Origin of the sequence: Brotaphodocola sp. (genome assembly GCF_050873365.1) — a bacterium.
Classification (GTDB): domain Bacteria; phylum Bacillota; class Clostridia; order Lachnospirales; family Lachnospiraceae; genus Brotaphodocola.
In genome coordinates, this window is record NZ_JBNMIQ010000011.1 from 66,898 (window position 1) to 92,434 (window position 25,537).

A 25,537-nucleotide genomic window follows, 5' to 3' on the forward strand; every position below is an offset into this window, starting at 1 on the left:
TCGTATAATCATTTCGTACAACCATCACATCAAATCGGACAGACGCAAAAACCGCGCGGAACCGCTTTCGCAGTACCGCGCGGCAGACATTCCGTCACACTTTCCGATCAGAAAAACCGATCGAACTCTCTATGACTGACGATTACCGATGATTGCTGACTGGCCGTTCTAGCTAAGAACAAGAACCTTACTCAGTCAAGAATCTGCTCGAATCTGCACTGTCAGCAGAGCTTCCAAGTGCATTGAAGAAATCCTCTACATATTTCGCACTGTTTGCCTTTGCATCTGCGAAATCATAATCGATCGTGTTGTTCATATCCAGACCAAACTCTTCTGCTTCCTTCGGCTGTTCTGCATTGCTCAGAACGAGGAACTGATAGGAACCATTGTCCTTCGCCATGTCTACGCAATCCGGAGACAGTGCATACTCAATCCACAGCTTCGCTGCGTTCGGATGGGTGCATCCCTCGAAGATTGCGGTTGCGCCAACTTCGTAGGAAGTTCCATCTTCCGGAACGATGAGCTGAATGTTGTCATAACCCTGAAGAATCTGATAGATACCATCATGCAGGAAGCCGATTGCGATGACACACTCGCCAGGTCCTACCATCTTGGACGGACCAGAACCGGACTTCGTGTACTGAGCGATGTTCTTATCGAGTGCCTTGAAGTACTCCATCGCCTCGTCATGACCCTTCATCTGAACCATCGTGTTGATCACGAGCTTTGCAGTACCTGCAGTATTCGGGTTCGACATCATGATCAGACCCTTGTACTCTTCCTTCGTCAGGTCATCCCAGGTCTTCGGTGCATCCAGTTTCAGTCGCTCAATCTCCTCGGTGTTTACCATGAATCCGAGAATGCCCTTGTAGATTCCGTACCAGCAGTTCGTCGGGTCCTTGTACTGATCGCTGATGAGGTTCTTCGCATTGATCGCCTCATACGGCATCAGCAGGTTGGCTGCAACTGCCTCGTTGTAAGGATCTGTCGTACCGCCGAACCATACGTCCGCTGACGGTTTTCCTGCCTCCTCGGAGACCTTGGTGTAAACTTCGGAGGTGGACAGACGCTGGAATTTCGTCTTGATTCCGTAGAGTTTCTCGAAGTTCTGGCAGGCAGCGGAGAGATACTCCTCCTCACAGGAGCCATACACGGTCAATTCCCCTTCTGCCTTTGCTGCCTCGATCAGCGCGTCGAGATCTCCACTCTCGCCCGCCTCTGTGGAGGCCTCGGAAGATTCTGCAACGGTCGTCTCTTCCGTCTTCGGTGCCTCAGTCGGAGCTGTGGTTGAACCGGTACTGCTGTTTCCGCATCCGGTCAGTCCAAACAACATCGAACATGCCAGCAACAATGCCAATTTTTTCCTCATAATAAAACCCCTCCTTTTTTCTGATAGCTTGATTCTATCACAAAAAAGAAGGGGCGAAAACCCTTTTTTCAGTATGATTGTCTGATTTTCTGAACTCTTTTTATCATTTTTTGTATATATTCACAGGTGCAGTCAGGATTTTTACAAAACGGAAGTGAAAGATGTCGAACTTTTGTCCGGTTTTCCCATGTTTTTGCGTGTGATCTGACTATTTTCAGGCATGGTCTGCCAGTTCCGCCTCACTCTGCGGATCGGTCGCAATCCTCGTCACGCGGACAGAGTGAATGATTCTTCCCTCCACCTTGAGCACGGAAAACAGAAATCCGAGATACGGGATCTCCGGATGCTCGTCCTCCTTCGGAATCCGATCAAGACGGGAAATCAGCAGTCCATTGAGGGTGTCATAATTGTCGCGGTCCTCCTCCGTGAAGGAGATGCCAAGCTCCTCCTCCGCGTCCTCGAGCGGGGTCATTCCACTCATGATCAGCGCATCGCCCTCCCCGCGGACAATATACTGCTCGTCCACATCGTACTCATCCATGATATTTCCGACAATCTCCTCGAGAATATCTTCAATCGTCACAAGACCGGCAGTCTGCCCGTACTCATCCACCACAATCTCCATGTGAATCTTCTGCGACTGCATGTCCTTAAACAGAGAAGAGATGTTGCGCGTCTCCGGAATAAAATGAGCGGTTCGCATGACTCCCGGCACATTCGCAACCGCCATCCTCGCCTCATGAGGATTCTGCACATGCACCATCACATCGCGCAGATGCACCGTACCGAGAATATCGTCGAGATCCTGCCCGTAGACAGGGAAACGACTGTTGTTGCACTCCTTGAGCATGAAATCCGCAGCCTCTTTCAAAGTCTGGGACCCATCGATCGCCACAATGTTCTTGCGGTTCGTCATGATGTCCCACGCCTGCTTATCACTCATCTCAAAAATATTGGAGATCATCTCTGCCTCTCCGCTCTCTAACACGCCCTGCTCCTGTCCTTCGCTCACCATCGTCCGAATATCTTCTTCTGTCACATTTTCACGTCTGTGGTTCCGGTAGATACGAATTGCCAGAATTGTCACTCCCGCCAAAATCGCGACAAACGCCACGACCACCAGGATTGGCAACGACAAACTGCCTTCGTCCATAAGACTCAAAACTCCCTTTCTTTTACAGAGATGTCGCAAAACACAAAAAGCAGGAACCCCTGTCTTCTTCTGCTCTGCGACATCTCTTTTTGCCGTAATTGTACCTGATTTCTCCTGATTCGTCAATGGCGCAAGTGACGCGGACGGACTCTGATTCCCATTCATGCGTTGGACAACCTGTAACCGCCTCCTCTTTCACTATGTAGGCAGAAAGAAAAAGCCTCATAGTGAACGCTCCTCCGCAAACGGCAATTCCAGACTCACCATCAGCGCCTGGTTGACCTTTCCAAGCAGTTCCTCATCTATATGACAGATTCTCTCGCGGAGTCGCTGTTTGTCGATCGTCCGCAGTTGTTCTAAGAGAATCACCGAATCGCGAACCATGTCACAGCGTCGCGTGGACAATTCTACATGGGTTGGCAGTTTCGCCTTGTTCATCTTTGAGGTAATCGCCGCGCAGATCACAGTCGGGCTGTGCCGGTTTCCCACATCGTTCTGGATGATGAGAACCGGACGGACTCCACCCTGCTCCGATCCGATCACCGGGCGCAGATCTGCATAATAAATGTCTCCTCGTCTGATAATCACTGATTTCACTCCATCTCTGTCCCGCTTCTTCTCTTTCTCTCCCCCCGCCCGTTTTTCCTATGTATGTTTTACACAGTTCCAATTTTCAAAAAACATGTAAAACAAACGACTCAGAGAAAAAACAAAAGAATATGGACAGCTGTTTTAGAGCTATTATTGCCTTTCTGTGATTATTTTATGCAGAAAAACCATGTCCCGTCACGAATCCTTAAACCGTAAAACCCTCATAGTGATCATCAAAATAGTCCTTCGTTCCGATCACCTTCCCGTCTTTTAAGTAGACGCGCGGGATACGTTTTCCAAGGTCACAGCTGATCTCATAGTGGAAGCCTCCGCACCAGTCTGCGACCTCCTCCATCGAGATCCGATCATTTCCGTCCTCTCCGATCAGCGTCACCTCGGTGTCCACCTTCGCCTCCGGAATCTCACTCACATCGACCATGAACTGATCCATGCAGATGCGTCCGAGAATCGGGACACGCTTTCCTGCGATCAGCACCATTCCCTTTCCGGTCAGAGATCTCGGATAGCCATCGCCGTAACCGACCGGAACCGTCGCAACGCGCATCGGCTTCGTGACCTTGTAAAGTCCGCCGTAACTGATCTCCTGTCCCGGAACCATCTCCTTGACGTAGGTAATCCGGCTCTTCAAGCTCATCGCCGGACGCAGAGGAACGGCGTCCTTGTTCACCTCATCCGACGGATACATGCCATAGATCGAGATGCCCGCGCGCACAAGCCCCATATGCATCTCCTTAAAGTCAATGATCGCCGCACTGTTTGAGCAGTGGCGAAGCGGGATCTCGACTCCGCGTTCCTTAAGCAGATCACAGAAATGCTGATAGCGCTCATACTGGCGAACGGTCGCTCCGCGGTCTGCCTCATCGGCGCGCGCAAAATGCGTGAACAGTCCCTCAGTCTCAATTCCCGGAAGATCGGCGATCGCCTTTGCAAGGTCGGCTCCCTTCTCATCCGGCGTCATTCCGATTCGTCCCATTCCGGTGTCTAACGCGAAATGAATCGGTGCCTTGACGCCGAGGCGCTGTGCCGTCTCAGAGAACGGCTTTGCCTGCTCCATCGTAAAGATCGACGGGCGAACCTGCTGGCGAATCATCTCCTCATACTGGCTCTCATGAGAGACTCCGAGAACGAGAATCCACTTCGTAACCCCGTGACGGCGAAGCACATAGGCCTCCTCCGGCGTTGCAACCGCATATCCCGCTACAAACGGATCAATCACCTTTGCGATCGGAACGGCGCCGTGACCATATCCATCTGTCTTTACGACACCGACCATCTCTGTGCCGGGATTCAGATTTTTCTTCATAGATTCCATATTATAAACAACCGCATCCAGATCAATCGGTGCCCAGACCCGTGTATACGTCTTCATTTTTCTGTATATTCTCCTTTTGTTTCCTGTATCTGTTATCTTTTTTCTTTCTTTTATATTTAATATATCCAAACGGTCTTTTTGTCAAATTTTTCTTTTTATCAAATCATCAAATTTCTCTTTTTTGCTTGCAATTTTGGCGCTCCTCGCAAAACTTACGCAAACTTTGCGACCTCATCCGCGAGATTGCTTGCAAGCACACCGTTTTCTCCAAATTTTGCCGATGCGCTCTCACCGGCAAGCCCATGAAGGTAAACACCAAATGCCGATGCGCGGTCGCAGTCCATGCCCCGCGCAAGCAGACCGGCAATGACTCCCGTCAGCACATCTCCGGAACCGCCTTTTGCCATCGCACTGCATCCGCTCGTATTCAGCCAGACCGTTCCATCCTTATCCGCAATCAGCGTCGAGGCATCCTTCATCACACAGGTCACCCCATAGCGACTGCTGTACGCCTTGACTGCCTGAACCGGATCTTCCTTGAGCTCCGAGATCGGACAGGAACAGAGTCTTGCCATCTCGCCCATATGGGGAGTCAGAATGATATTTTCCGTGAAATACCGCGTCAGATACGGGTGGGATGCCACGGTGTTGAGTCCGTCGGCATCTAAGACCATCGGCACATACGCGTGCTCGAGAACTGCCTCGACAAGGTACTCCACATACGGCTCCTGACCGAGACCGGGGCCGAGCACAATCACATCCGCCCAGTCACACGCCTCCCTCAGAAAATCAGTCGAGTGTTCCTCCGCTGTGATCTGATCGGGATCATAGACGGAGACGACCGCCTCCGGAAGTTGCGTCTGAATCACTGCCCGATTTTCGGAAACCGTCAGGACTTTCACCAGCCCTGCACCTGTCCGGTATGCGGAAAGTGCGCTGAAATACGCCGCCCCGCTCATTCCCCGGCTTCCTGCGATCACGAGAACTTTGCCAAACGTTCCCTTATTTCCGTCCGGCTGGCGCACCGGCAGATCGGCAAGATCGGATTTTTCAAGCGACTTGCAGTCCCAGTCGACTCTCTCCAAGCTGACATCGGAAAATCCGACGTCCGCGACACGCACCTTGCCGGCATAGTTTCGCCCCGGATAGAGAAAAAGTCCCGTCTTTCCATAGCCAAATGTCACAGTGAGATCCGCTCTGAGTGCTGTTCCCATCACATGACCGGTCTGGGAATGAATTCCCGACGGCGTGTCCGTGGCAACCACCTTGGCGCCGTCGCGCTTTGCAATCTCAGAGAGCTGTTCCAAAATGCTCTTCCACTCCCCGGTGATCTCCCGCGCAAGTCCGATGCCAAACACCGCATCCACAATCACATCCCAGCTACCGGACAGATCTTCTCTTTCGCGCGTCATCGTCACGCCAAGTGACTCGGCAATCTTTTGCTGTTTGCGATGCTCCTCGGTCTCATGTTCCGGATTTCCGCCGAGAAATACCACTGCCTCATACCCTCGCCCGTGAAGGATTCTTCCGACGACAATACCGTCGGCTCCATTGTTTCCCGTTCCGCAGACAATCAAAATCCGTGCATTCTTTTTATTTCGGGCAACTTGAGCAGAGTACTGATCGAGATCGTGATCTGAATGCGAATCTAAATGCTGATCTGAATGCTGATTCGGATATCGATTCGGATATGAAGAAATCATCATCTCCTCGACTGCATCCGCAACAGCTAACCCCGCCCGCTCCATCAGGACAAGCGACGGAATCCCAATCCGCTCTATCGTGTCCTGATCAATCTGTTTCATCTGTTTACCGGTCACAAAATACCTCATCCGTCCGCCTCCTGTCCTTGATCTGTTCTCGATCTTTCTTGATCTTTCTTGATTCTATCACATTCTATCATAATTTAATGATTATTCAATTATTAATTATCGTTTATTAATTATCACTTGATTATTACTTGATTATTACTCGATTTATTACTCAATTCATCAAAATCACTGCACACGCAAAACCGGCAGGCGAAATGAGACATGCTCTTTCTCCTGCCGGTATCCGCCACATCATGTGCAAAACGATTCCGGATATTCCCAAACCGTTCCTCTTTATTTCTTTTCTTTCTCTTTCTTCTCCTTGGCGCGTCTCTCCTGCTCCTCTTTCTGATCCTGAAGACGGCACACCCGATAAGAAAGTCGCATCAGACTCTCGGACAGATGCACATTTTCTACCACAACATCATCCGGCACATTCAAGTCCACATGCGCAAAGTTCCAGATTGCCTTGATTCCCGCACTTACCAGACGGTCTGCAATCTCCGGTGCCTTTGTCTTCGGAATCGTGAGTGCTGCCATCTGCACGTTGTTGTCACGGATGAACTGTTCAAGGTCATCCACCCCGCGAATCTCAATGCCACGCACAACAAGTCCAATCAGACGCGGATTGATATCAAACATTCCCTTGATGATAAATCCACGCTTCTCAAAATTGGCATAGTTCGCAATCGCCTGTCCCAGATTACCGGCACCAATGATAATCAGGTTGTGTTTCCGGTCAATTCCAAGAATTTTTCCGATCTCGGTATATAGATATTTTACATTATATCCGTATCCCTGCTGACCAAATCCACCGAAATTATTCAAATCCTGACGGATCTGAGATGCCGTCACTTTCATCCGGGAACTCAGCTCGTTGGAGGAAATTCTCTCCACTCCAAGTTCCATTAATTCTCCCAGATAACGGTAATACCTGGGCAGACGGGTAATCACCGCCTTTGAAATCTCTCTGCCTTCCATGATTCACTGCCACCTCTCTACTGTCTGTCAACTGTTTTCTATTATAACCGTTTGCCATTTTTATGTCAAACTGTTTATATGCCTCCGTTCACGCGTTCCGCAAACGGAAATGGATTTTATGCCAGCATGGACGGCTCTCTTCAAAACCCTTCCGGATAAATGATTGAAAATTTGAAGGATTTATACTATACTTTTCGTAGTATGCCTAAATCTCTGTTTCGTTGCGTTCTGTTAAGAAGCTAATAATCCGTTAAAAAGCTAAGTAAGAAGAAACAAAAGAAACAAGAGGAAACAGACAGATTTGGGTTGAAAAACAAAATCGATTTGAAGAACAAAAATTTGAGAAACAAAAATTAAGAAGCAAAAATCAAAAAGCAAAGATTAAAAAACAAAGATTAAAAATTGAGAAACAAGAAATGAGGTTTTATTTATGATATTATCCTGCAACCATATCAGCAAGGCATTCGGAACAGACCAGATCTTGTCGGATGTCTCTTTTCATGTAGAGGATCAGGAGAAGGCTGCGATCGTCGGAATCAACGGTGCCGGCAAGTCCACTCTCTTAAAAATTATTGTCGGAGAACTCTCCCCGGACAGCGGAGAATCCGTTCTCTCCCGCGGAAAAACGCTCGGCTATCTCGCCCAGCATCAGGATCTCGAGAGCGGTCGCACGATCTATGAGGAACTAAAGGAAGTCAAACGCCCGATTATCGAGATGGAGGAGCAGATCCGCAGTCTTGAGCTTCAGATGCGCGATGCCGTCGGCGAAGAACTTGAGCAGATGCTCTCCACTTACAGCCGTTTGAACCACACCTTTGAACTCGAAAACGGATATGCGTGGAAGAGCGAGATTGTCGGCGTTCTCAAGGGTCTCGGATTCAATGAGGACGAGTTTGACAAGCAGGTTTCCACCCTCTCCGGTGGTCAGAAGACGCGTGTCTCCCTCGGTCGCCTTCTTCTCTCTAAGCCGGATGTGATCCTGCTCGATGAGCCGACGAACCATCTCGACATGGAGTCGATCTCCTGGCTTGAGAATTATCTGCGCGGATACAACGGCGCAGTTATCATCGTCGCCCATGACCGCTATTTCTTAAACCGCGTCGTGACGAAGATCGTGGAACTCGAGAATGGACGCAGTACGACTTATCTCGGAAACTACACGGATTACAGCGAGAAGAAAGCGATGATCCGTTCCGCCCAGATGAAGGCATATTTGAACCAGCAACAGGAAATCCGCCATCAGGAGGAAGTCATCGCAAAGCTCAAATCCTTCAACCGCGAAAAATCGATCAAGCGTGCGGAGAGCCGTGAAAAGATGCTCTCGAAGATCGAGATCCTCGACAAGCCTGCCGAGATCAGTGATGAGATGCGCATCAAACTTGAGCCGAATATCGTCAGCGGAAGCGATGTTCTGACGATCCGTGACTTGAGCAAATCCTTCGGTTCCCAGACACTGTTCTCCCACGCCGACATCGACGTCAAGCGCGGGGAGCGCGTCGCTGTCATCGGAAATAACGGAACCGGAAAAACGACTCTCTTGAAACTCATCAACGGCATGCTTCCATCCGACGGTGGCACGATCACGCTCGGCTCGAAGGTTCACATCGGTTACTACGATCAGGAGCACCATGTCCTTCATATGGAAAAAACCGTGTTTGAGGAAGTTCAGGATGCCTATCCGAATTTGAGCAACACGCAGGTCAGAAACATTCTGGCAGCTTTTCTGTTCACCGGAGATGACGTCTTCAAGCGGATCTCGGACTTGAGCGGTGGCGAGCGCGGACGTGTCTCCCTCGCAAAGCTGATGCTCTCCGAGGCAAACTTCCTGATCCTCGATGAGCCGACGAACCATCTCGACATCACCTCCAAGGAGATCCTCGAGGAAGCGCTCAAAAATTACACGGGAACCGTGCTCTACGTCTCCCACGACCGTTACTTCATCAACCAGACGGCAACGAGAATCCTTGAGCTGACCGGACAGACCTTCATCAACTACATCGGAAACTATGATTATTATCTCGAGAAGAAAGAGCTGATGACGGATCTCTACGCTCCGGGTGCAAATGCGCAGAACTCCGCCCAGCAGATTCCGGGCGTCGGAAAGAGTGTCTGGACTTCCGCTTCCTCAACCGCAGGAAACAGCGCAGATACCGCTTCCGACACCAAGCAGGACTGGAAAGCGCAGAAGGAAGAACAGGCGAGAATCCGCAAACGCCAGAACGATTTAAAAAAGATTGAGACGGAGATCGAAAAACTCGAGACCCGGGATGCCGAGATCGATGAGCTCCTGACTCAGGAGGAGATCTACACCGATGTCTCCCGCCTCGTCGAACTCAACAAAGAAAAAGAAGCGCTCCAGACAAATCTGGAAACGCTCTATGCACAGTGGGAGGAGCTGGCCGAATAAGCCAGCTCTTTTTCTATTTCCTATCCCCTTTACGATTCACTGTTTATGATTCACTTTTCACCATTCATAGTCATCCGATGGATCTAATTCTGATTGCTTTCATTGATCTGATTAATCTCTTGATCTAATTGCTTTCTTCTTTCGTCTCCCCGGCCTCCTGGTTGACGCCCGGTCCACCCTCGGCTCTCACGCGCTCCTGGTAGGCTTCCGCTTCCTGTCGCGCAAGTTCCGCCTGCTGTCTGTAATATTCCTTTTCCTCTTCACTGTCATTCTCATGAAGAATCTCCTCAATCACCTCGCAGACTTCAGGAGCAATCCGTTGAATCTCCTCCGTCTTTTCTCCCTCTAAATAGGCAGAGACAAGTTTTCCAAAATAAAACTTGCTGTCACTCGCGTAGTAGTCCGGAATCTCCAAAATCCCTTGGAGAACCGGGTAGGCATTCCACAGCGTCTCCATCCGCGCGTCGCCCTTCTTGTAGCAACCGGACGCATATCCAACATACTCGCACATTGCCTCAAGAAGAAATTCCGGCTTTGTCGTCTTCACTTTCTCATACTCGGAATCCATGCTGTGATAGACATAGTAGATTCCAAGATCGGTCGACGGCGCGGAGAAATACTTCTTTTTCGTGTAAAACATGATCTGCCAGCCATCTCTCACAAAACGCTCCAACCACCCTCGAGGGACAAGGTAGAGCGCATCGGTGATCAGATCCTTCTGTTCGGTCGTGACATCCGCATTTCCGATTGTCCGGATATCCCCATCGCTCTGGTGCTGTCCGTCATCACCAAAAAATTCCAATCCGAGATACTGATTTCTCGCCATATGACCATTGATGAAAAAATAGTAGGTCACGCCGTTGATTGCCAGACTTCCGCCGTCCGCCATCTCGCCATTCTCCGAAAACCAGTACCACTCTCCGCCGTATTTCAGCCATCCGGTGTGATTGCTTCCATCCGAATCCCGATAATACCAGTGGTAATTCTTGTAAATCCAGTCACTACTCCCGTCCCCCGGTGCCTCCATCGCCCAGCTCTCGCCCGCAGACAACACAATCAAAATTGTACTGATCAACAGGCTTAAAATTCGCCGAAATCTGGTTCGCCACACACACGCACATCGGTATTTTGTCACTGAAAGCCGTCCTTTCTGAATGTTTCTCTTTTCTTTTCTTTCTCTTCTCTTTCTTCTTTCTTCGTTCTTCTGTCTTGTCCTGATCTTATCCGATTTTGTTTATATTATTTCATCTTTGTTTTCTTATGCAAAAAGCTCCCCGCGGTGCGGAGAGCTCTGAAATCTTTTTTATTTCCGGTGCGCCCATTCACGCACTCTTTTTGAATGAGCAGGACGATAAGCCGGGTTATGTCGTTGGATGGTCATCTATCTAGACCAGATGTCGCCACCTGGTTCAAGCGACCTACCCGAAAGCAGACGGGCCGCCTTATGCTTTCTGTTCGGTCTTGCTTCGAGTGGGGTTTACATGTGCCCTGCCTGTTACCAGCCAGGCGGTAGTCTCTTACACTGCCTTTCCACCCTTACCGGCGCAAACCGGCGGTATATTTCTGTTGCACTGTCCCTAGAGTCACCTCCGCCAGACGTTATCTGGCACCCTGCCCTGTGAAGCCCGGACTTTCCTCTCCCACAACCTTTCGGTCTTGTGGCAGCGACCATCTGTCCTGCTCAAACGTGTCTATTCTACCATTGCTTTTTAAAACTGTCAAGTGAGTGTTCGTGTTCAAGTCAGCGCTCGCGAAAACTTGACGCGTGATTCTGGTTCGCTTACTGACATCTTCTTAACCAGCCAGAATCACTGCGCATCCATTCTGAGTTACACGCCCACTCTGAGTTACACGCGGAAACAGCTTCCGCCGACAAACTCGCGAAGAATCGAGTTCTGCGGAATGTTCTCACAGCCAACCCCGAGGAAGTAATCCAAGAATTTGAGTAAGCGTTTTGCCTCCACATACTCTGCGCTGTCGCGCGGAACGCTAAAGAGTGCCGGCTCTGCAAACTGCTTGAGCACCGCGAGCTCATAGACGAGAGCGGAGTTAAACATCACATCCGCCTCTTCCTGATACGGGAAAATATTTTCCTCCTCCCCGCGTCTCACCGACGGCCACATTCGAATCGTATCCTGAGCAGAAGCACCTCTCGTTCTCGCATCACGGACAATGCGTCGGATCAGGCGTCCATCCGTCGTCGGAATCCGGTTGTGCTCATCGATTCCAAGCTGGGTCAGCGCGCTGATATAGATCTTGAATTTATTTTCTCTCGGGAGGCTGTAAGAGAGTCTCTCGTTTAAGCAGTGGATTCCCTCAATGACCAGAATGTCATTCTCGCCGAGCGTCAGCCAGTCTCCCTGATACTCCCGCTCCCCGGTCACAAAATTGTAAACCGGAAGCTGAACGGTCTTTCCCTCTAAAAGATCCGTCATGTCCTGATTGAACTTCTCGACATCAAGGCACTCGAGCACCTCATAGTTGTAGCTTCCATCCGGATTCTTCGGGCTGTTCACACGGTTGACAAAATAGTTGTCGACGGAGATCGGATGCGGGACGAGACCATTTGCCCGAAGCTGAATCGAGAGCCGGTGAGAGAACGTCGTCTTTCCCGAGGAGGACGGACCTGCAATCATCACAAATTTCTTGTCCGGCTGGTTCTTGATCATCTCGGCAATGTCGCCCATCTTCTTTTCCATCCGGGCTTCCTGAATCAGAATCAGGTCGTTAAGTTTTCCCTTTGTGATCTGCTCATTCAACGATCCGACCGTCGGAATCTTTAAGCTTCTTCCCCAGTCCTTCGCCTCTTTCAGGACGGAGAAGAGTTTCTCCTGTGGCTGGAATTCCGGAATCTCAGTCGGATTTGAGGAATCCGGAAGCAAAAGCACGAGCCCATGCTGGTAGGCAATCACATCAAAATACTGGATGTATCCGGTGTTCTGCACCATGTATCCATAGTTGTAGTCCTCAAATTTTCCAATGCTGTAAATGTTTACGCGGGACACTCTTCTGTAATGGAACAGTCTCTCCTTATCATACATCTTGTGCTGGTGAAAGAGTTCCACCGCCTCATCCGTATTCATGCTCCGCTTCATAATCGGAATCGATGCATTCACATAGGCACGCATCTGATCCCGGATCTTTCCCGCCATCTCCGGTGTCACCTCAAAATCCCCGATCGGCTCCATAAAAAGACCATTTCCGATCGAGAAATCCACAGCAACTTTTTTCAGACGATCCTTGCCAATCACCTCATAGATTGCTTTTAGCAAAATCAGCACTGCACTTCTCTGATACGTCATGATGCCCGGTCTGTCCTTCGCCGTCAGAAACGTGATCTCCGTCCCGTCTTTAACTCGCTTATGCAGTTCCTGAAGTTTTCCATTCACTCTCGCGAGAAGAATGTCGTACTCAAATTTTCTCTGATAAAGCGCCGCCACATCCATAAGGAGGGTCTCTTCCTCAAACTCTCTCGCTTCGCCTTCTACTGTCACATGAATCATTTGCCCATCCTCCTGTTGTCCATCCATTGCTTGACTCACACTACACGCTACATGCTACAAAATATGTTACTGTTCACGCGCACGTGTCCAGTAACGGAATTTGCCGTGGCTTCGCATTTAAATACGACAAATTCCCGCTACCACCACGTTATCTTACGGCACTTTCGGTTCCAAAAGTGCCTACCTCTGAACAGTAACCAAAATATCACAAATGCTCACTTATTCATTTTTACTTCACTTTTTACTTTTCTACTCGCAAACCTGTGCTGACACACTCACTCGCCTGTTTACACAGGCGGTTTGCTCATTTTTTTGTTTTTCTTTTTGCGCTCATTACATTACAACCGCTGGGAATGCCGGATCTGCCTGGATCACGCTGATCTGATCAGAAAATGTCTTTTTCAGATACTCCGCTATAAATGGAATAAAAATATGTTCCAGACCGTAATGACCTGCATCGATGATCGCCATTCCACATGCCACCGCATCGATTCCATCGTGATGTCCGATATCCCCGGTGATCAGAACTTCCGCGCCCTGAGCAATCGCAGTCTGCACCATGCTTCCACCTGATCCCGGTGAGATTGCGACGCGACGAATCTCCCCTATCAGTTTCTGACTCCCATACACCGTCACAAACGGCAGGTCAAATGCCATCTTCACCTGCTGTGCGATCTGCTCGAGTGTCATCGTCTTGGGAAGCTCACCGATCTTTCCGATTCCACAGGCTCCATTCTCATTCTGCACCGTTATCTCAAGCGGTGCCTCTGCATTTAAACCAATTCTCTCGGATGCTAAATCTGCCATGCATCCCGGCGCAATATCAAAATTTGTGTGCATCGCAAAATAGCTGATGTCTGCCTGAATCATCCGCACAATCCGTCTGCTGATAAACTGCTCGTCATTGATCTGCTTGAGTGCCCTGAAAATCAGCGGATGGTGGGTCACAATCATATCCGCATGGATCCGGATCGCCTGATCGATCACCTCATCCGTCGCATCGAGAGCAACCAGAATTGTCTTCACTTCCTTATCTGCCCGCCCTGCCAGAAATCCCGGATTGTCCCAGTCACAGGCATAAGCCCGCGGAGCAAGCTCATCTAAAGCCTTTATGATCTCTCTGCACTGCATAATTTCTGCTTTGCCTCCTCAATCTGCTGTAAGAGCGCGGAGATCTCCTCCAACCGAGCTTTCGCGCCCTCTCTCTCCTGTTTATTCAAATGTTCTGCAATCTCCCGATACTGACGCTCTTCTTTATCAAGAAGATCTCTAAGTACCGGAATGGAATCCTCGGTCAGGCACATGCCGTAGCGGTATTCTGCCTCCGAATCGGCATGCATCGTTCCATGTTCCACGCGCATGATCGTATAGTACTTTCCATCCTCCTCAAGCATTCTCTCCTCGCGGATCGCAAGCCCAAGTTCTTCTAAACCATGACGGAAGATTGCAAGTTCCGACTGCGGAGATAAAAGAAACGTCGAAATTCCGGCAATGACCGCCGGATCTGCCGATTTCAGGATGCGAAGCATCAACTCTCCACCCATTCCGGCAATCACAACGGTGTCTGCCTCTCCCGCCTGCAATTTTTGCATGCCATCGCTGAGTCGCGTCTCAATCCGCTTCTGCATCCCACACGCAAGAACGTGCTCCTGCGCGCGCTGAAGCGGGCCCTTTCTCACATCCATCGCAAGCGCCCGTCCCGCTTTCTCAAGCTCCATCAGGCGGATCGGCACAAAACCGTGATCCGTTCCGATATCCGCGACACAGCTGTCCTCTCCGGTCACAGGAACCATCTCCACAATCGTCTCAAGTCTCTTTGATAATTTTATCTGCACAGAATCTGTATCTCTCTTTCCATAATCTTTTCTTCTATTCTTTTATAAACAATAAATAAACAACAACTATTTAATCCAGATAATCCTTCAATTTCCGGCACCGGCTCGGATGGCGCAGTTTGCGCAGTGCCTTCGCCTCAATCTGGCGGATTCGCTCTCTCGTCACATGGAATTCTCCGCCGACCTCCTCAAGCGTCTTTGGCTTTCCATCATCGAGTCCAAAACGCAGACGAAGTACCTTCTGCTCCCTCTCCGTCAGCGTTGAGAGTGCCTCCATCAGCTGTTCATGCAGGAGCGTAAACGCTGCCTCCTCCGCCGGAACAGCGACATGATCATCCTGAATGAAATCCCCAAGATGACTGTCTTCCTCCTCGCCGATCGGGGTTTCAAGCGAAACCGGGTCCTGAGAAATCTTTCGGATCTCGCGCACACGCTCCGGCGGAATCTCCATGCGCTTCGCAATCTCCTCAACGGTTGGTTCCCGTCCGAGTTCCTGAACGAGCTGTCTCGAAGTGCGCACCAGACGGTTGATCGTCTCAACCATGTGTACCGGAATTCGGATCGTTCTCGCCTGATCGGCAATCGCACGCGTGATCGCCTGACGAATCCACCACGTCGCATACGTTGAAAACTTGTATCCCTTCCGGTAATCAAATTTCTCGACTGCCTTGATCAGTCCGAGATTTCCCTCCTGAATCAGATCGAGAAACTGCATTCCGCGTCCCACATAGCGCTTTGCAATGCTGACAACAAGGCGCAGATTTGCCTCTGCAAGACGTTTTCTCGCCTCCTGATCCCCAAGCTCCATCTTCTTTGCAAGCTCGATCTCCTCATCGGTGGAGAGAAGCGGAATCTTTCCAATTTCCTTTAAATACATGCGAACCGGATCTTCAATCCCGACACCTTCCGGAACAGAGAGATCAATCTTCTCCGGATCGATCTCCTCCTCATCCTCAAGATCTTCCTCGGAAAACAGATCCGGGTCCATCTCGTCTTCCTCTTCCGTTCTCAGGACATCTACATGATGGCGGTCCAGGAATTCATAAATTCGATCCAGTTTTTCCGGGTCCAGAATTTCTCCGCGAAAGAAATCCAGAATTTCCCGATTTTCCAGCACATTTTTCTTTTTGCGTGCCTCTTCCACAAGGTGCGTCAGTTTTTCCTCAAATGTCTGCGTCTGCTTCTGTTCTTCCATAGTTATCCGCCCTTTCCATAAGATGTGTTCCAAAAATTCCGTCGTTCCACTTACCTGTATAAATCTTCTCTTACACCGATACCATATAACGATACCATATAAATCGCAGGAATCAGCTTGTATCGATTCCGTCAATCGCCTCTCTCGTTTTTGTAATGGTATTGTCTAATCTAATCGTCTCTCGCCTCTTTGTCCCTCTGTCTGCATCCGTATCAAGGATCGTATCAAAAATCAGTCAATCATCAGTCAATCTCAATGTGAAGCGTCTTTAAGGATGCCTGCTCCTGAATAATTTTCTGCAACTGCGCAATATCCACAGCGCGTCGACTTGCCTCATCCAGACTGTGCTTGCGCACTTTCAGCACGGTATCCGAAAATGCCTTTTTCTGCTCCTCATTATTCAATGACTCCTTCAGATTTGCGTGAAAGAGTCCAGCCACCTCTTTGTATTGTTCTTCATCATTGATAAAATGATTCAGAATTTCTGCCGGATTGAGATTTCCCTTCTCCTGCTCTGCAAATACCATCTCTGCCACCTGGTGATAAAGCGGTTCATCAAAGTCATCCGGTCCGATAATCCCATGAATTTTCTCAAAAAGTTTTGGTTTTTCAATCAGCCAGGTTAGAAGAAGTCGCTGGGAACGTCGGATTCCTTCATCCTTATCGACTTTCTTTCGGCCCCGATTTTCACCACCATTTAAACCATTTCCGGAATTTCCATATTCGGAATTTTGACCGGATCGATCTCCGAGACCACGGCTGAGACCGAGGCGATTTACGAGACTTCTCAAATCCTTGTACGAAATCATCTGCTCTCTCGCAACTGCCTGAATGTAATTGTCCCGCTCCAACGGCTCCGCAAACTCAAGAAGTTTCTCTGCCGTCGCGTGGATAAACTTTGTCCTCTGCTCCGGGTCCTGCATCTGGTAGTCTCGCTTGAGCACCTCAATCTCAAAAAGAAAACTGTTCTTGGCATCCGCAATCCGCTCCCGAAATGCATCTGCACCCATATTTTTGATGAATTCATCCGGGTCCTTGTACGGCTTCAAATTCAGAACCTTTGCGGAAACGCCGACGTTTCTCAAAATCGGAATTGCCCGGAGTGCTGCCTTCACACCCGCGCCATCGCTGTCGTAGGTGAGGATCACAAGCTCCGTGTAACGCTTGAGGAGCATTGCCTGCTGAGAGGTGAACGCGGTTCCAAGCGAAGCCACCGCATTCTGAAATCCCGCCTGTTGCATCGCAATCACATCCATATAGCCCTCGCAGAGCAGGATGTACTTCTCCCGACTCGTCCGCGCGTAATTTAACCCGTACAGATTTCGGCTCTTATCAAACACGATCGTCTCCGGGGAGTTTAAATATTTCGGCTCTCCATCCCCGAGCACACGCCCTCCGAAACCGATCACGCGGTTGTTGATGTCCATGATCGGAAACATCACACGATTCCAAAACTTGTCATAGGTTCCGCGCTCCTCGATCGTCACAAGACCAGACTCTTTGAGGATCTCATCCCCATATCCCTTTGAGCGCAGATACTGATAGAGGTCATTTCCTGTCTTATTTGCAAATCCAAGCCCGAATCTGCGGATCGTATCGTCGCTGAGTGCTCGCTTTTTGAAATACTCATATCCGATCTTTCCGTGGGGCTGATGCAAATGGTAGTAAAAGTAGTTTGCCGCCAACTTATTGATCTCCAGGATTGTCGAGCGTTTGTCTTCTCTTGCGCGCTCCTCCTGAGTATATTCAATCTCCGGAAGTTTTACGCCTGCCCGATCAGCAAGACGTTTCATCGCCTCCGGAAATGTATCGTTCTCATATTCCATCACAAACGTGATGACATTTCCGCCAGCTCCGCACCCGAAGCAGTAATACATCTGTTTCTGGGGAGATACCGAAAAGGACGGAGATTTCTCGTTGTGAAACGGACAAAGTCCAAAATAGTTGCTTCCCTTTTTTTGCAGATTTACATACTGAGAAACAATGTCCACAATATCATTTCTCGTTCGTACTTCCTCTATTACTTCCTCCGGATAATACATTTCTGCTCCTTTTTTCATTATTAAATCAATTAATATTTTTCTTTTGCGCCTATTATAGCATATTTTCTGAATTTTTAATACCAATAATACAAAAACAGCAAAGCAATCAGATTTTTCATTTCCTTTGCCTTGCTGTCCTTTGTAGTCTCTCTTTTTTTGAGTCTTTTTTGAATTTTTCTAATTCGATCTTGCTCTTTGTCTTATTTCAGGAAACCGTTGACAATCTGAGCCTCTGCCTCTTCCTCGGTAAGTCCCAACGTCATCAGCTTGATGATCTGCTCGCCGGCAATCTTTCCGATCGCTGCCTCATGGATCAGAGCTGCATCGATGTCATTTGCCTCCAACTGAGGAATTGCAAGAATCCTTGCATCTCCCATGATGATTGCGTCACACTCGGTATGACCGGTACACTTTGCATTTCCGACAATGCGGGAATCAAACTTCTGGTAGGAATGATCCTTCGCAACGGAACGGGATACGACATCTGCACTTGCGTCATCTCCATTCAGAGTCACGGTGTATCCGCTGACTGCATGCTGATCTCCGTGGGTCAAGAGACGCTCACGAACAACAAGCTTTGCTCCGGATGCCAGCTCTGCGGTCGTCATACGGTTTGTGGAATCCACACCCTTGATCTGGACCATCTCCATCTCCATCGTGCTTCCCTCTTCCATATATGCCTCAGTAACCGGATTCAGGATTCTCTTTCCATCTCCGTCACCCTCGCCGTAATGCTTCTCGACATATTTCACTTTCGCGTTCTTTCCGACAAAGAAGCGATGAACGCCGTCATGCTGGGAGTCCTGATTTCCGCAGTTGTGAATTCCGCATCCTGCCACAATCACAACGTCACAGTCCTCTCCAATATAGAAATCATTGTATACAACCTCTTTGAGTCCGCTTGCACTCAGAACAACCGGAATATGAACACTCTCATGCTTTGTGCCCGGCTTGATGCGGATATCGATTCCGCTCTTATCGGTCTTGGATACGATGTCAATGTTCGCTGTCGTATTTCTTCCTGCCATCTGACCGTTTGCACGGATGTTGTATGCGCCCTCCGGAACGCTGTGGAGGTCTGCTACCTCCTCAAGAATGTGCTTCTGAATCTCGTCAATCATGCCTGTGCCCCTCCCTGATAATATTTGTCGCAGGGATTCATAGCCGATGCCGTGCCAAGAAGTCCCGGAAGAATCTCATCTTTTGCGCCATGCTTGCTCACCTGTCCATCTGCGATCACAACAATCTCGTCTGCGATGTCCAGAATTCTCTCCTGATGGGAAATGATCAGGATCGAACCATCGGTCTGCTTTCTCATGCGCTCAAACACCTGAATCAGGTTCTGGAAGCTCCACAGATCGATTCCTGCCTCCGGCTCATCAAATACGGACAGCTTCGTTCCTCTCGCCAGAACCGTCGCAATCTCGATACGCTTCAACTCTCCACCGGAAAGGCTTGCGTTGACCTCTCGGTTGATATAATCCTTCGCGCACAGTCCAACCTCAGACAGATATTTGCAGGCATCTGCCGGAGACAGGTTCTGCTTGGATGCCAGACGGATCAGATCAAGCACCTGAATTCCCTTAAAGCGAACCGGCTGCTGGAATGCAAAGCTGATTCCCAGATTTGCTCGCTCCGTGATCGTCTTATCGGTGATGTCCTCACCATTAAAATAAATCTTTCCCGAAGTTGGACGCTCGATTCCCGCAATCAGCTTCGCCAGTGTAGACTTTCCTCCTCCGTTCGGACCCGTAATTACTACAAACTTGTGATCATCCACATTCAAGCTGATGTTGCGGATAATCTCTTTTTGTCCCTTTTCTCCTGGTACTTCAAAGGACACATTCTCTAATGTCAGCATAACTCCCTCCATACACCTCTGTATACATCTGAATCTTCCAATCTCCTCTTTCGATCAATCACCAGACCCTGAGATACATTTTTCCTTCTATACGATTTCTTTTTGCCGGACTTCACAGGTTTTCTATTTTAATTAATCTTCATTAATTGGTTTTGTTCTCTTTTTTTGTTTTCCTGTTTTTACCGCCAAAGTCTATTATATACCAACTTGGTCGGTTTTACAAGAAAACCTATCATTTCATGCAAAAATAAAGAATATGCCGAGTGCTGTTCACGGGTAGGCATTTTCTGAACTGAAAATGCCGTAAAATACAGTAGAGGTAGCAGATTTTGCCGATCTGGAATGCGAAGCATCGGCAAAATCCGTTGCTGTTTGCGCAAAGCGTGAACAGTAACATGTGCCGAGTGCGCATCTTCGCAGAGCGTTTTGTTTTTCAGAACGCAATTTTCTATGAAACAAAAAAAGCAGAGAACTCATCACTTTGTTCTCTGCTTTCTCTCTTCTGTCGTGCAGAAGAAGGGAGTCGAACCCTCAAGGTATTGCTACCACACGGACCTGAACCGTGCGCGTCTGCCAATTCCGCCACTTCTGCAAACCGTTGCTCCGGCAAGGTGCCCGCCGAACCAACGAATGATATTATATCGTGTCTCTATAAAAAAGTCAACTGTTTTCTTTCCTACTTTAACTATTTTTGAATATTTTTCACGCGTGACCCATCGTGTGTTTCCACTTTCCGGTTCGATACTCTCGATAGGAAATTGCCCAGTTTGCAAACCAGCCGAGCGGAACTGCACACCAGACCATCGAAATGCCAAAGATAGGCGAAAATGCAAAGGCAACGATCACGCGGATGCTTAAGTTGACCAGATTCGCCACCGTAAACATCTTCGTGTCTCCTGCTCCACGCAGAACGCCATCGACTGCCATCTTAAACCCAATCAGGCAGAAAAACCATCCCATAAATGTCAGATAGCCATTTCCTGTTGAAAGCGCAGTTGCTGTGCCGTCTGTTCCGAGGAAAAGTGCCATCAGACCATCATGAAAGATCTCAAGCCACAGACAGATGACCACGGCAAAAATGAGCACCATCCTGCTCGCCGACTTTAGTCCCTCGCGAACTCGCTCCGGCTGGTTTGCCCCGAGATTCTGTGCGGTGTAGGATGAGAGTGCATTTCCGATTCCACTCATCGGCACACAGCAAATCGACTCGATTCGCATTGCCGCTGAAAAACCCGCAAGTGCCTCTGATCCAAACCCATTCACGACCGACTGCACAAGCATCATTCCGATCGAAACCGTGGACTGTTGAAGAATCGATGGAAGCGCAATCTTCACCATCTCCGAAAGTTCCGATCCATCAAACAGGCAAACATGATCTGCCGGGAACGGTTTTAACTCATGCAGTAAGACCAAAAATGAGAGCACTGCGGAAACACCCTGTGCGAGAAAAGTCGCCCACGCGACACCGGCAACTCCCATCGCAAACTGTGTAACTAAAATCCAGTCAAGCACAACATTAAAAATAGAAGAAAAAATCAGGAAGTACAGCGGAATCCGGCTTTTTCCAAGTGCATTAAACATCGAGGATTCAATGTTGTACATGAACAAAAACGGCAATCCATAAAAATAAATATTGAGATAAAGCACGGCAATCTCCAGCGCATCTGCCGGTGTATTTAATGCAGTCATAATCTGTCGGCTGAACGTGAGTCCAAAACCTGCCAGAAGGACCGCCACTCCGAGAAAAACAAGACATGCTGTGTAGAGCGCGGATTTCATCCTGGCATATTCTTTTGCGCCGAATGCCCGGCTGACGATAACCGAGGCTCCAATTCCTCCACCGATCGCAACACAGATAAACACCGTTGTCAGCGCATACGAAGCTCCAACTGCTGCTAACGCCTGCTCCCCGACATATCGCCCCACAATTGCAGAATCCACCATTGTATACAACTGTTGAAACAGGTTGCCAATCATCATCGGCAATGCAAACTGAAACAACGCTTTCGCCGGCGTCTCCCGAATCAAATATTCTGCTTCTCTATTCACCCTTCTTGTCCGCCTTTCTCTGACTTCTCTAACTTTTACTTTTTTCGATTACACCTTTATCCTCTGCCTTATAGCCCCTTGCATTCCATTCGGAGCAAAAAGTTCGAATTGACATCACCTCGAAAGAGGAGGCCACGCCTACTGCGTAGCCCCCTCTCCCTCTTATCTTTTCTGTTTCTTCAACGCTTTATACCACGATTGTTTCGTTGCAGATTTGTTACAAATTCGTTGATGGTCTCTTACTGGCACACACCATCTGCATCCACCTGATAGCCATCCGGAGTCGTTGCATTTGCATACATAGCTCCTATCGGCATATTCGTGGTCATCTGGTATTCCCACTTCTGTGTCTCAGAGTTGTAAGTCCAACCGCTTGCGCCTCCTACGATCGGATTGAAGTAGTACCACTTACCATCAATCTGTACCCAACCGATTGCCATTGCTCCCGTTACCGGATCCAGATAATACCAGTATCCATCCTTGCTGTCCTTTAACCAACCCTTGTAGGTCTGACCTGCATAAGCACTCTCTGTGAATACATAGTACCAGATTCCGCTTTCATCCAGCTTCCACTCTCCTGCCGGAAGGGAAGTGGTTGTTGCCGTAGAAGTTGCCGGACGAGAACTTCCGGAACCGCGGGAACTAGAACCACCTGAGCTCGAACTACCAGAACCGGAACTGCTGGAACTGCCGGAGTTAGAGCTTCCGGAGCCTGAGCCCGTATTGTCAGATCCCGTGTTATCTGAACCTGAATTATCTGATCCCGTGTTGCCAGAATTATCAGATCCGGAATTGTCTGTACCAGAGTTTCCATTATCAGATCCATTATTTCCGTTATCACCTGTACCTGGCTTATCCGGCGTTTCTTCTCCACCACCGGTTCCCGGCTTATCCGGTGTCTCTTCTCCACCACCAGTTCCCGGCTTATCTGGCGTCTCTTCTCCACCACCGGTTCCCGGCTTATCCGGTGTCTCTTCTCCGCCACCGGTTCCCGGCTTATCCGGTGTCTCTGTTTCATCCTTCTTCGGCTTAATTACAATGCCGTCTTCCAGAATCACTTCCACACTGCTGTAATTTGTCGTCTCGATCGTCTTAATCGATACCGTATAACTTCCTGCTTCAACCGGTGCTTCTGCGCTTCCATTGTAAAGAACTTCTGTCTCTACGGAAAGCGGTTCGTCATCCACACCAATTACTTCGTAGCTTGCCGGATGAGCCTCACCGTCATAGGTGTACTCTGCCTTTGCAAGACGAATCTGCGGTTCTGCCTTTGCAATGATCACTGCATCCTCAACGGTAACAGGTGCAACTGCATAATCCCCATCTGTCTCGACAACTGCCACAACATCGTAACGTCCAGCCTCTGTCGGAACTTCCTCACTGCCATTGTAAGTCACTTTCAATGTGTAAGTACCCTGCTCCAGACCAGAAACCATGCAGTATGCCGGGTGCTTCTGTCCGTCGTAAGTTACCTGGAACGGAATTACGCGAACACTTGCAGTCTCAGCCGGTGTGATCACGACTGCACCCTCACGAACTACGGTCACAGACTTGTAATCCTGAGTCTCAGCAGTCTGAACCGTCACATCATACGTTCCTGCATGTACCGGTGCTTCTGTGCTGTCTCCATACCAGACAGTCGTCTCTACCGCCATCTGCTCTCCGTCTTTATCAAGAACGGAATACTCTGCGGTATGTGCACTTCCGTCATAGACAGTTGTTACCTGTCCAATCTGAACGGTCGGCTCTGCCTTTGCAATCACAACTGCCTCAGCCACAGTCACCTCTACGCGCTCATAATCCTCCGTCGCCTCGATGACTGCTGTCACATCATACGTTCCTGCATGTACCGGAGCCTCTTCACTTCCATTGTAGGTTACTGTAACCGGAGCTAAAACATCTCCTTCGTGTACGCCCTCTGCAATGCAGTATGCCGGATGCTGATCTCCATCATAGGTTACCTGGAACGGAACCACTCTCAGAGACGGTTTCGCCTGACGAATCACAACGGCTCCGATCTCGGTATACTCATAATTCTGATGACCGGAAGTTTCCGTCACTACAATCACATCGTAAGTTCCTGCATGTACCGGTGCTTCTTCAGATACTTTACCAGTCTGCTGATTTCGATAAGAAATTGTTGCAGACTTTGCACTTCCATCCACTCCCGTTACCGTGACCTTTGCCTCATGTGCATTTCCATCATAGACAACATCCACGTTTTCTACGACTACACCAGGCTTAACATCGCGAATCTGCATAGTATAGGTCTGCTCGAGACGCTCATAGTTCGGTGTATCTACAACTACCACAACGGTGTAGCTTCCAACCTCAACCGGCTTCTCCACAACTTCGCCTTCTGCATTCTTGTATGTCACCTCGTAAGGAAGATCCTCTCCGAGAATGCCCTTTGCAGAAATGGTAGCCTCATGTGCATTTCCATCGTAGTCAACAACCAGATCCGATGCCTCAATGCTCGTTGCCGGTAACACTGCCTTCTTGATCACTAGCTCACTCGCTGGGCTCTCGTAGTCCTCGTAGTTTGCCGTCGATACTTTTACGATTACATTATACGTTCCCGCATTGATCGGATTCTCTACGACATTTCCGTCTTCATCCAGATACGTTACCGTGTAATCCTCGATCTTCTCGCCCGTCAGTCCGGTTACGCTCACACTTGCCTTGTGTACATTTCCGTCATAAACGTGCTCCAGATCTGTGATCTCCACGCTTGTTCCCTGCAATTCTGCCTTCTTGATCACTAGCTCACTCGCCGGGCTCTCGTAGTCCTCGTAGTTTGCCGTCGATACTTTTACGATTACCTTATACGTTCCTGCATTGATCGGATTCTCTACGACATTTCCGTCTTCATCCAGATACGTTACCGTGTAGTCATCAATCTGCTCACCCGTCAGTCCGGTTACGCTCACACTTGCCTTGTGTACATTTCCGTCATAAACGTGCTCCAGATCCGTGATCTCCACGCTCGTTCCCTGCAATTCTGCCTTCTTGATCACAAGCTCACTCGCCGGGCTCTCGTAGTCCTCGTAGTTTGCCGTCGATACTTTTACGATCACTTTGTACGTTCCCGCATTGATCGGATTTTCTACAACTTCTCCGTCTTCATCCAGATACGTTACCGTGTAATCCTCGATCGTCTCGCCCGTCAGTCCGGTCACGCTCACTTTTGCCTTGTGTACATTTCCGTCATAAACATGCTCCAGATCCGTGATCTCTACGCTCGTTCCCTGCAACTCTGCCTTCTTGATCACAAGCTCACTTGCCGGGCTCTCGTAGTCCTCGTAGTTTGCCGCAGATACCCTTACGATCACTTTGTACGTTCCCGCATTGATCGGATTCTCTACAACATTTCCGTCTTCATCCAGATACGTTACCGTGTAGTCATC

The 25,537-nt window shown here is 49.1% G+C and carries 17 protein-coding genes, 1 tRNA gene and 1 other RNA gene; 1 reads left to right on the plus strand and 18 read right to left on the minus strand.

Annotation, left to right across the window (positions count from 1 at the left end):
* Window positions 1-187: 187 nt before the first annotated feature.
* The 6 genes from ACR0QT_RS07480 to ACR0QT_RS07505 all read right to left on the minus strand — a co-directional run bounded on the left by ACR0QT_RS07480 (window position 188) and on the right by ACR0QT_RS07505 (window position 7,238).
* A complete protein-coding gene (locus ACR0QT_RS07480; protein WP_432630201.1) occupies window positions 188-1,369 on the minus strand; it encodes an ABC transporter substrate-binding protein in 1,182 nt (393 codons plus the stop codon).
* A gap of 214 nt (window positions 1,370-1,583) precedes the next feature.
* Window positions 1,584-2,522: a hemolysin family protein gene (locus ACR0QT_RS07485; RefSeq protein ID WP_432630202.1), complete on the minus strand. Its 939-nt coding sequence runs from the start codon at window positions 2,520-2,522 to the stop codon at window positions 1,584-1,586.
* 222 nt (window positions 2,523-2,744) lie between these two features.
* A complete protein-coding gene (locus ACR0QT_RS07490; RefSeq protein ID WP_432630203.1) occupies window positions 2,745-3,110 on the minus strand; it encodes a type II toxin-antitoxin system PemK/MazF family toxin in 366 nt (121 codons plus the stop codon).
* A gap of 208 nt (window positions 3,111-3,318) precedes the next feature.
* Complete coding sequence (gene alr, locus ACR0QT_RS07495) at window positions 3,319-4,503, minus strand: alanine racemase (protein ID WP_432630204.1); 1,185 nt, start codon at window positions 4,501-4,503, stop codon at window positions 3,319-3,321.
* 155 nt (window positions 4,504-4,658) lie between these two features.
* A complete protein-coding gene (locus ACR0QT_RS07500) occupies window positions 4,659-6,278 on the minus strand; it encodes an NAD(P)H-hydrate dehydratase (protein ID WP_432630205.1) in 1,620 nt (539 codons plus the stop codon).
* A 273-nt stretch (window positions 6,279-6,551) separates the two neighbouring features.
* Window positions 6,552-7,238 carry a redox-sensing transcriptional repressor Rex gene (locus ACR0QT_RS07505; RefSeq protein WP_432630206.1) on the minus strand — a complete coding sequence of 229 codons (687 nt, stop codon included), beginning with the start codon at window positions 7,236-7,238 and terminating at the stop codon, window positions 6,552-6,554.
* A gap of 430 nt (window positions 7,239-7,668) precedes the next feature.
* On the opposite strand from ACR0QT_RS07505, the gene abc-f reads away from it, so the two are divergent.
* A complete protein-coding gene (gene abc-f / locus ACR0QT_RS07510) occupies window positions 7,669-9,645 on the plus strand; it encodes a ribosomal protection-like ABC-F family protein (protein WP_432630207.1) in 1,977 nt (658 codons plus the stop codon).
* Window positions 9,646-9,769: 124 nt separating this feature from the next.
* Here the strand turns inward: abc-f and ACR0QT_RS07515 are convergent, their stop codons facing one another.
* The 12 genes from ACR0QT_RS07515 to ACR0QT_RS07570 all read right to left on the minus strand — a co-directional run.
* Window positions 9,770-10,780 (minus strand): hypothetical protein, encoded by a 1,011-nt coding sequence (locus tag ACR0QT_RS07515; RefSeq protein ID WP_432630208.1) that lies wholly within the window; start codon window positions 10,778-10,780, stop codon window positions 9,770-9,772.
* A gap of 201 nt (window positions 10,781-10,981) precedes the next feature.
* Window positions 10,982-11,329, minus strand: an RNA gene (gene rnpB / locus ACR0QT_RS07520) — RNase P RNA component class A.
* Window positions 11,330-11,492: 163 nt separating this feature from the next.
* A complete protein-coding gene (locus ACR0QT_RS07525; RefSeq protein WP_432630209.1) occupies window positions 11,493-13,148 on the minus strand; it encodes a nucleoside kinase in 1,656 nt (551 codons plus the stop codon).
* A gap of 333 nt (window positions 13,149-13,481) precedes the next feature.
* A complete protein-coding gene (locus ACR0QT_RS07530; RefSeq protein WP_432630210.1) occupies window positions 13,482-14,279 on the minus strand; it encodes a Nif3-like dinuclear metal center hexameric protein in 798 nt (265 codons plus the stop codon).
* Window positions 14,258-14,983, minus strand: coding sequence for a tRNA (adenine(22)-N(1))-methyltransferase (locus tag ACR0QT_RS07535; protein ID WP_432630211.1), 726 nt, complete (start codon window positions 14,981-14,983; stop codon window positions 14,258-14,260). The genes ACR0QT_RS07530 and ACR0QT_RS07535 overlap by 22 nt, the downstream gene beginning before the upstream one ends.
* Before the next feature lie 70 nt (window positions 14,984-15,053).
* Window positions 15,054-16,178 (minus strand): RNA polymerase sigma factor RpoD, encoded by a 1,125-nt coding sequence (gene rpoD, locus ACR0QT_RS07540; protein ID WP_432630212.1) that lies wholly within the window; start codon window positions 16,176-16,178, stop codon window positions 15,054-15,056.
* Between the two features lie 242 nt (window positions 16,179-16,420).
* A complete protein-coding gene (gene dnaG, locus ACR0QT_RS07545) occupies window positions 16,421-18,220 on the minus strand; it encodes a DNA primase (protein ID WP_432630213.1) in 1,800 nt (599 codons plus the stop codon).
* A gap of 200 nt (window positions 18,221-18,420) precedes the next feature.
* The gene (locus ACR0QT_RS07550) at window positions 18,421-19,341 is read right to left on the minus strand and encodes a SufB/SufD family protein (protein ID WP_432630214.1); all 921 of its coding nucleotides are present in this window, start codon (window positions 19,339-19,341) and stop codon (window positions 18,421-18,423) included.
* The gene (locus ACR0QT_RS07555) at window positions 19,338-20,081 is read right to left on the minus strand and encodes an ABC transporter ATP-binding protein (protein ID WP_432630215.1); all 744 of its coding nucleotides are present in this window, start codon (window positions 20,079-20,081) and stop codon (window positions 19,338-19,340) included. The genes ACR0QT_RS07550 and ACR0QT_RS07555 overlap by 4 nt, the downstream gene beginning before the upstream one ends.
* A gap of 508 nt (window positions 20,082-20,589) precedes the next feature.
* A tRNA-Leu gene (locus ACR0QT_RS07560) sits at window positions 20,590-20,673 on the minus strand.
* 110 nt (window positions 20,674-20,783) lie between these two features.
* The gene (locus tag ACR0QT_RS07565) at window positions 20,784-22,130 is read right to left on the minus strand and encodes an MATE family efflux transporter (protein ID WP_432630216.1); all 1,347 of its coding nucleotides are present in this window, start codon (window positions 22,128-22,130) and stop codon (window positions 20,784-20,786) included.
* A gap of 239 nt (window positions 22,131-22,369) precedes the next feature.
* On the minus strand, window positions 22,370-25,537 hold a 3,168-nt coding region (locus tag ACR0QT_RS07570; protein ID WP_432630217.1), incomplete at its 5' end, for an MBG domain-containing protein.

What these genes read in the sequence shown, in the direction of transcription:
- ACR0QT_RS07480 (WP_432630201.1), bottom strand. Translation starts at nt 1,369, where the DNA reads ATGAGGAAAAAATTGGCATTGTTGCTGGCATGTTCGATGTTGTTTGGA.
- ACR0QT_RS07485 (WP_432630202.1), bottom strand. Translation starts at nt 2,522, where the DNA reads ATGGACGAAGGCAGTTTGTCGTTGCCAATCCTGGTGGTCGTGGCGTTT.
- alr (WP_432630204.1), bottom strand. Translation starts at nt 4,503, where the DNA reads ATGAAGACGTATACACGGGTCTGGGCACCGATTGATCTGGATGCGGTT.
- ACR0QT_RS07500 (WP_432630205.1), bottom strand. Translation starts at nt 6,278, where the DNA reads ATGAGGTATTTTGTGACCGGTAAACAGATGAAACAGATTGATCAGGAC.
- ACR0QT_RS07505 (WP_432630206.1), bottom strand. Translation starts at nt 7,238, where the DNA reads ATGGAAGGCAGAGAGATTTCAAAGGCGGTGATTACCCGTCTGCCCAGG.
- abc-f (WP_432630207.1), top strand. Translation starts at nt 7,669, where the DNA reads ATGATATTATCCTGCAACCATATCAGCAAGGCATTCGGAACAGACCAG.
- ACR0QT_RS07525 (WP_432630209.1), bottom strand. Translation starts at nt 13,148, where the DNA reads ATGATTCATGTGACAGTAGAAGGCGAAGCGAGAGAGTTTGAGGAAGAG.
- ACR0QT_RS07530 (WP_432630210.1), bottom strand. Translation starts at nt 14,279, where the DNA reads ATGCAGTGCAGAGAGATCATAAAGGCTTTAGATGAGCTTGCTCCGCGG.
- rpoD (WP_432630212.1), bottom strand. Translation starts at nt 16,178, where the DNA reads ATGGAAGAACAGAAGCAGACGCAGACATTTGAGGAAAAACTGACGCAC.
- dnaG (WP_432630213.1), bottom strand. Translation starts at nt 18,220, where the DNA reads ATGTATTATCCGGAGGAAGTAATAGAGGAAGTACGAACGAGAAATGAT.
- ACR0QT_RS07550 (WP_432630214.1), bottom strand. Translation starts at nt 19,341, where the DNA reads ATGATTGACGAGATTCAGAAGCACATTCTTGAGGAGGTAGCAGACCTC.
- ACR0QT_RS07555 (WP_432630215.1), bottom strand. Translation starts at nt 20,081, where the DNA reads ATGCTGACATTAGAGAATGTGTCCTTTGAAGTACCAGGAGAAAAGGGA.